The 5986-nt window shown below is 62.3% G+C and carries 5 protein-coding genes; 2 read left to right on the forward strand and 3 right to left on the reverse strand.

From position 1 onward, the window contains the following. Positions 1 to 938, forward strand: a 938-nt coding sequence (locus tag DNJ95_RS18860) for a peptidoglycan-binding domain-containing protein (protein ID WP_220445721.1), incomplete at its 5' end; no start/stop codon positions are given. Positions 939 to 1021: 83 nt separating this feature from the next. On the opposite strand, the gene DNJ95_RS18865 is transcribed toward DNJ95_RS18860, so the two are convergent. The 3 genes from DNJ95_RS18865 to DNJ95_RS18875 are packed head-to-tail and all read right to left on the reverse strand — an operon-like array spanning position 1022 to position 4081. Continuing rightward, on the reverse strand, positions 1022 to 1492 hold the full coding sequence (locus tag DNJ95_RS18865; protein ID WP_131186253.1) for a TadE/TadG family type IV pilus assembly protein: 471 nt from the start codon (positions 1490 to 1492) through the stop codon (positions 1022 to 1024). After that, on the reverse strand, positions 1489 to 3594 hold the full coding sequence (locus tag DNJ95_RS18870) for a pilus assembly protein TadG-related protein (RefSeq protein ID WP_131186254.1): 2106 nt from the start codon (positions 3592 to 3594) through the stop codon (positions 1489 to 1491). Before DNJ95_RS18870 ends, DNJ95_RS18865 begins: the two co-directional genes overlap by 4 nt. Positions 3595 to 3613: 19 nt before the next feature. Further along, positions 3614 to 4081 (reverse strand): TadE/TadG family type IV pilus assembly protein, encoded by a 468-nt coding sequence (locus DNJ95_RS18875; RefSeq protein WP_131186255.1) that lies wholly within the window; start codon positions 4079 to 4081, stop codon positions 3614 to 3616. Positions 4082 to 4514: 433 nt separating this feature from the next. Between DNJ95_RS18875 and DNJ95_RS18880 the strand changes: the two genes are divergently transcribed. After that, positions 4515 to 5986 (forward strand): BapA/Bap/LapF family prefix-like domain-containing protein (locus tag DNJ95_RS18880; protein WP_165492436.1); only part of this gene is annotated, 1472 nt, incomplete at its 3' end.

Genomic DNA, 5986 nt, shown 5'->3' on the forward strand with positions numbered 1-5986 from the left:
CGGGCAGCGTCGGGCCCGTCGCCGAGGGGCGTGCGCAAGTCTCCCCGCCGCCTGACTCCCCCTTGCCCGTCGCCCCCGCCGAGCCGGTTATCCAGGCCGGGCAGTGCTGGGTTTATGCCCAGGTCAAGCCGAAGCCGGTACAGAGCACCCTGGACGTGGTGATCAAGGATTCGGTGAACCGTATCTCCGTCACGCCAGCCGAGCTGCAGAACGGGCTGACCCAGGTGGTCACCCGCGAGGGCACCCGGACCTACCGGATCGAGCCGCCCACCTACAGGCAGGTGAGCGAGCGTGTCGAAGTCCGGCCGGAGGTCAAGCGCTACACGGTGGTACCCGCGGTCTACGAAGAGCATGAACAGACGGTCACGCTCGAAGAAGCGAGGACGGTTCTCGACCCATGCCGTACTGCCGGTACGCGCTACGCCAGGGAGTCGGGGGTGATGGCTTTCTGCGCACGGGAAGTGCCGGCGCAGACGCGCACCCTCAAGACCCAGGTGCTGGTCGCACCGGAAAGCGTGCGTGAGGATATCGAGCCTGCGGTGTTCGAAACGGTCACCCGCTGGGTGGTGGACAAGCCGGCCCAGGCGGTCGAGGTGTTGCTGGAGCCGGAACTGGCGCAATTGCGGGTCGAGCAACTGGTGCGCCCGGTGCAGGCCAGCCAGGTGGTCATTGCCGAGAAGACGCAGCGCCTGCAGGTGACCCGCTTCGACGGCGAGGCCCGTATCGTTTCGAGGCAAGCCGTGTGTGACGCTGATATCGACGAAGGGCTGGTACGCAGGTTGCAGTCCGTGCTGGCGCAGCGCGGCTTTCCGCCGGGCCGCATCGATGGCCTGCTGGGGCGCCGCACCCTGGCGGCCCTGATGCAGTTCCAGGAGCACGGTGGCCTGGCCGTTGGCGCCCTGACCCTGGAGAGCGTAGCCGCCCTCGGGCTGGATTGATCCAGCGAGCCGTCGCGCCTGCTGCAATCCGCTGTCTCTGCAAGCGCCGGAACGGCGGTTTTCTATGCGGCAGATGGTTGCCGCTATAACCGGATGCTGCTGCGCCCCTCTATGCGTTCCGGCAGGCGCGGCAACTGGCCGAGCAGGGGTAGCTCGAGAGCCGGAACGATGGGGGCTGCGTTGTAGTTCGCATTGCGGTAGCGGATGCACACTTCGAGGCTTCGACCGTCCGCGGCGAGTTGGCCATAGCTGTTCCCCGCGCAGTGGCCATACCAGCGTTTGCTCGCATCCGCGTTATACAGCCATGAATGCCGGATCACATCTTCGATCCGCTCCTCGATCCTCTGCGCATAGTCTTCATGCCCCGCTACGACCGCGATGCTGGCCCGTGCCGCTTCGGCCGCCGTGTGCTGGAACGTCAGCATCAGCAGCAGTGGAATGCTGTAGGCGATGATGCTGTAGAGCACACCGAACAGAATGCCGAACAGCACGACGAACTCGATGGCCGTGGCGCCTCGCTGGCGGTTGCTCCGCATGGGCGATGTCGATTTCATATCAGCAACCTGGCATTGCCGCAGTCCAGGTGTTGCAGGTGCACGTCGATGACCCCCAGGCGAATGCCCAGCAGTTCGCCGAGCAGGCGATTGAGGAGCTCGCCGACCGCGTTCAGTACCGGGCCGAGCAGGCTGTCGAGCAGTTCCAGTAGTATCGTCACCGCCCCGGAAACCGGGCCGTTGCCCGGGCTCTTCGCCAGCTCGCCTTCGATCAGGGCGACGCATCTGTCCGCGGAAACCCCGCCAATCCCCAGCAGGCCGCTGTTCATCGTACAGCCGTTGCCGCCCAGCAGGGTGCCCAGCAGGCCGCCGACCAGGTTGCCCACCAGTTCCAGCACGCCGCCGAGCAGGCCGGTGCTGCCGGAGAATTCGTTTTGCAGGTTGGTGTTCAACTGGTTCATGCGCTCCCTGTGGCAGGCGGCGCTGGTAGTGCTGCAGACATGCGCGGTGTCTTCCCAGAGATTCCTGGCGACCAGCCCTGGCGTATTGCCGGGGGGCGCGCCCTGGCCGAGCAGTAGCGGGATCAGCGTGGTCGACAGGTTGCCCAGGGTATCGCCAAGCGCCAGCGGGTTGTGCAGGCTGCCGATGTCGGCTTCGGCCAGTTCCAGCGGGTTGTCCAGAGTGGGGGCGGCAGGTATGGGCAGGGCATCGAGGATGATCGGCGGCCCGCTCAGCGACAGCAGGTTCAACCCCAGTAGCCTGACCTCCAGGAAGTCATGCGCGGTCAGGTAGTCCGTGCAGGCGTTTTTCCTGCTGAACAGTTCGTCGCTGTCCGCCACGCCACCCATGCAGATTTGTGCGATATTGCCGCTGACTTCGATCTCTGCGTGCTCCTGCCCGTGGTGGTAAAGCCCGGGGCTGCACATTTCGGTCAGTTCGCCCTTGGCCGAAACCAGGTCGATGACCAGGGGAATATCGACACGCACGCCCAAGGTACTCAACAGGTTGCCCAGAAGCCCTGCGCCCTGAGTCTTTATTTCGAGAAAGGTACGCAATTGGGCGGTGTAGGCGGTGCTTCCGACGCCACCCACGGCGATTGATGGCGGTTCTATCAGGCCCAGTTTCAGCTCGGTCGTGGCCAGGCCAAGCAGGTTCAATTTCAGATCGGTTTGCAGTGCATGCCGGTTGCTGGCCACGCCGATGGCGCTGGTCAGCAGCGACAGTGCGTTGACCTGCGCCTCCAGGGCGGGAGCCGCCGATGCCGATGGGGTGCCCTCGGGGCCTTGCAGGCTCGCGAAGATGCCAGGTGTCCCATCATCCTGACGCAGCAGGGGAATTTCCAACTGGCCGATATTGCTCAGCCCCAGTCGGGCCCCGAGGTCATTCAGCAGGGTGGTGTTCAGCCCCAGCAAATCGCTACGTTCCACGGCGCTGACACTGGCGTCGAGAATTTCTCCGAGGCTCAGGCGCTCGGCCCTGAGCAGGGACTCCAGGTCGCCGACCGTAATGTCCGTGGCAATGGGGATGCCCAGTGCCTCGAGCAACCCCCGGGGCGTGATGGAGACAGCGGCCAGCCCGTTGTAGCCAGCCAGGCCCGTTTCATCGAGATCGAGGCCGAGGGCATTCAGCGTGGGCCCCAGCAGTGATCCCCCGGGGTTGACCGTGGCGAGCCGGGAACCCACCGAGAAAACCGCGATGGGCTCGTTCTTGCCGGCCACGGCGCGGGCCTGGAGTTGTATCCGGTTGTCGCCTTCACAGGCACCCAGCAGGCAGCCGGCGCGGAATACCAGGCTGGCTGGAACGGTCTTGGCAATGGTGACGAGGACCGTCCGGCTATCGCTGTCGGCTGCGCCTATCCGGGTGACGCCCGCTTCAACGTAGGTCTGTATGCATTCGGCCGTGGTATTCGCGTTGCCCAGGCCATGGCGGCTGGCGGCTTCCCGGGCATGGAGCGGTGCCGTGCCGTCGCTGCAGAGACCATTCCGCGATACCGCTTCCAGGGCCGCCATGTCCGCGGTCCGCTGCAGGGCGCGTTGCTCCATGTACAGGCGGCCGCTGTCCACCACCAGCGCCAGGCACATCAAGGCCATCAGTAGTACGACCGCCGCCATGATGGAAAAGGCGCCCCTCTGTCCCTGTGGGCCTGCAAGGTGTTCGTTCATTCTGGAACCCCCTGGATCATCAGTTGCGCATGCGTATTTCGGCGCGTCCCGCCAGGGCCTCCGGCAATTGCGGGAAGCGCCAGCCGAAGAGCTGCATGGGGGGAATGATGGTATGTGGTGTGTTGTGGGCGATGCATACGCTCAGGGCGATGGCGCCCTCGTCATCATGGCCGGTCAAGCCCGTATAGCGGCTTTCTCCGTGGCATATGTCCCGCCAGGCCGCGGGACGGCTGCCGAGCCAGGAGGTGGTGATGACATCGCTGGCGATATGCTCGATGCGGTTGTGGTAGTCGTCGCTGCCCACTGGAACCTGCATGGCTGCCCTGAGCGCATTGGCGGAGATTTCGTTGTAGCTGGACAGCAGTACCAGGGGCGTGACGTAGCCGACCAGTCCATAGAGCAACATGAAAAAGACCACGAAAAGCGCCGCGAACTCGATGGCGACCGTACCGCACTGCGATTTCCTCCAGTGGGCGCGTGCGGACATTGCCTGTTTCCTGCCGGTCTGCTTGTCCATGGCAACTACCGCCTGATTTTCGTCATCCTGATTGTTACCAGTGATGATGGGTATTTATCCAATGTGCCTTTAATTATCTTTGGCTGCGAAGTACAAGTTGTAAATAGTCATATGTGAATAACCGGAAACGACTGGTTTGCTGGCGATGTGTCGCGGCAAGTGTGAAGTAGAAGTTAATCATTAGTCGTAATGGAATATTGTTGGCCTGTATGGGCTTTGTTTATATGGAGGCATGGAACAGGCGTGTTCATGATCTGTATCCGGAATGTGGCGACCATGTTCGTGGATATATGTTCTGAATATGCCTGGCGCCTTGCCGTTATTCGTCATTTTGGCGTTTCGGTGTCTGGCGGGCGTTAATTTATCAATCGATGGTACTACCGTTCGATGCCGGGAGACTGAAATGGAAAGCATATCTGGAAATATAATCGTCGTTGCCAAGGCGACAGGGAAAACCACCGAGTTGCCGTTCGGTAATATTCGTCTCGGTTCGGCCAGTATTATCAAGATTCCTGTTTCGCCCGCCGATATCGTTTCCTCCCAGCGTTCCGGCAACGACTTGGTCCTGCAACTGAAGTCCGGGCAGCCGCTGATCGTCAGGGACTTCTTCGTCGTCAACGGCGAACTGCGCAGTGATGTCGTCTTCGAGGATGAAACCGGCGCCTTATGGTGGGGGCAGTACGATCAGGCCTTCTCCGGTTTCAACCTGACGGAAATCTCCAGCCTCGATGATCTGCTGCTGTTGACCCAGGCGGGGAGTGCAATTCCTGACTGGCTGATTTTCGGCCTCGGTTTGCTTGGCGTGGGGGCCGCCATCGGGTTGAGCGACAGTGGTGGCGGAAGCAGCCGTCGGGGTGATGGCGGTGGTGGAGAAATAGATATTGAAGAAGACTTCGATTCGGATAGTGATTCGGATGGCGGAGAGGTGCCTGGTATAGACGATCCGGATGATGACAGCGACTCGGACTCGGACAGCGATTCCGACAGTGACAGTGATTCGGACTCGGACAGCGACTCCGACAGTGATAGTGACTCGGACTCGGACAGCGATTCCGACAGTGATAGCGACTCGGACTCGGACAGCGACTCCGACAGTGATAGCGACTCGGACTCGGACAGCGATTCCGACAGTGACAGTGATTCGGACTCGGACAGCGACTCCGACAGTGATAGCGACTCGGATTCGGACAGCGATTCCGACAGTGATAGCGACTCGGACTCGGACAGTGACAATGATGCAGAGACTGGCCTGATCACTACTGTGCAGGGGGTAGTGGGAAGCCTGGGGGACCAGACTCTGGTGTCTCCTGTAACCGACCTGGTCAATACCCTGGTTGACCCGAATGGCAGCGCTCTGAGCGGCCTGACCGGTGTCTTGGAAAACCTGACGACGCAATCAGGCGGGCTGGGGGCGCTGAACGACCTGGTCAACGGGCTGGCAGGGGCAGATGAGGGGGCGTTGGCACCTCTGGTCACTGCGCTGAACGGCATCCTCCAGGGCCTGGAAAACGATACCCCGTTGACGCCGCTGGTAAACGGCCTGCTGGGCGATGGTGGCCTGATCGCCGGGTTGCAAGGCCAGTTGCAGAACCTGCTGCAAGGCACGCTGCCGGGCGGCAGCGATGGCAGCGGCACGGGCCTGGTTTCCACGGTGCAGACCCTGGTGAACAACCTGGGCAACGAGACGGCGATCGAACCGCTGAGCGACCTGGTCAACGCCCTGGTCGATCCGAACGACGGTGCCCTGAGCGGCCTGACCGGCATCCTGGAAAACCTGACCAGCACGCCGGATGGCCTGGGTGCGCTGACCCATCTGGTAAACGGCCTGAGCATCGCCGACGACGGTGCCCTGACCCCGCTGGTCACTGCGCTGAA

The organism is Stutzerimonas kirkiae (assembly GCF_004327335.1).
Taxonomy (GTDB): domain Bacteria; phylum Pseudomonadota; class Gammaproteobacteria; order Pseudomonadales; family Pseudomonadaceae; genus Stutzerimonas; species Stutzerimonas kirkiae.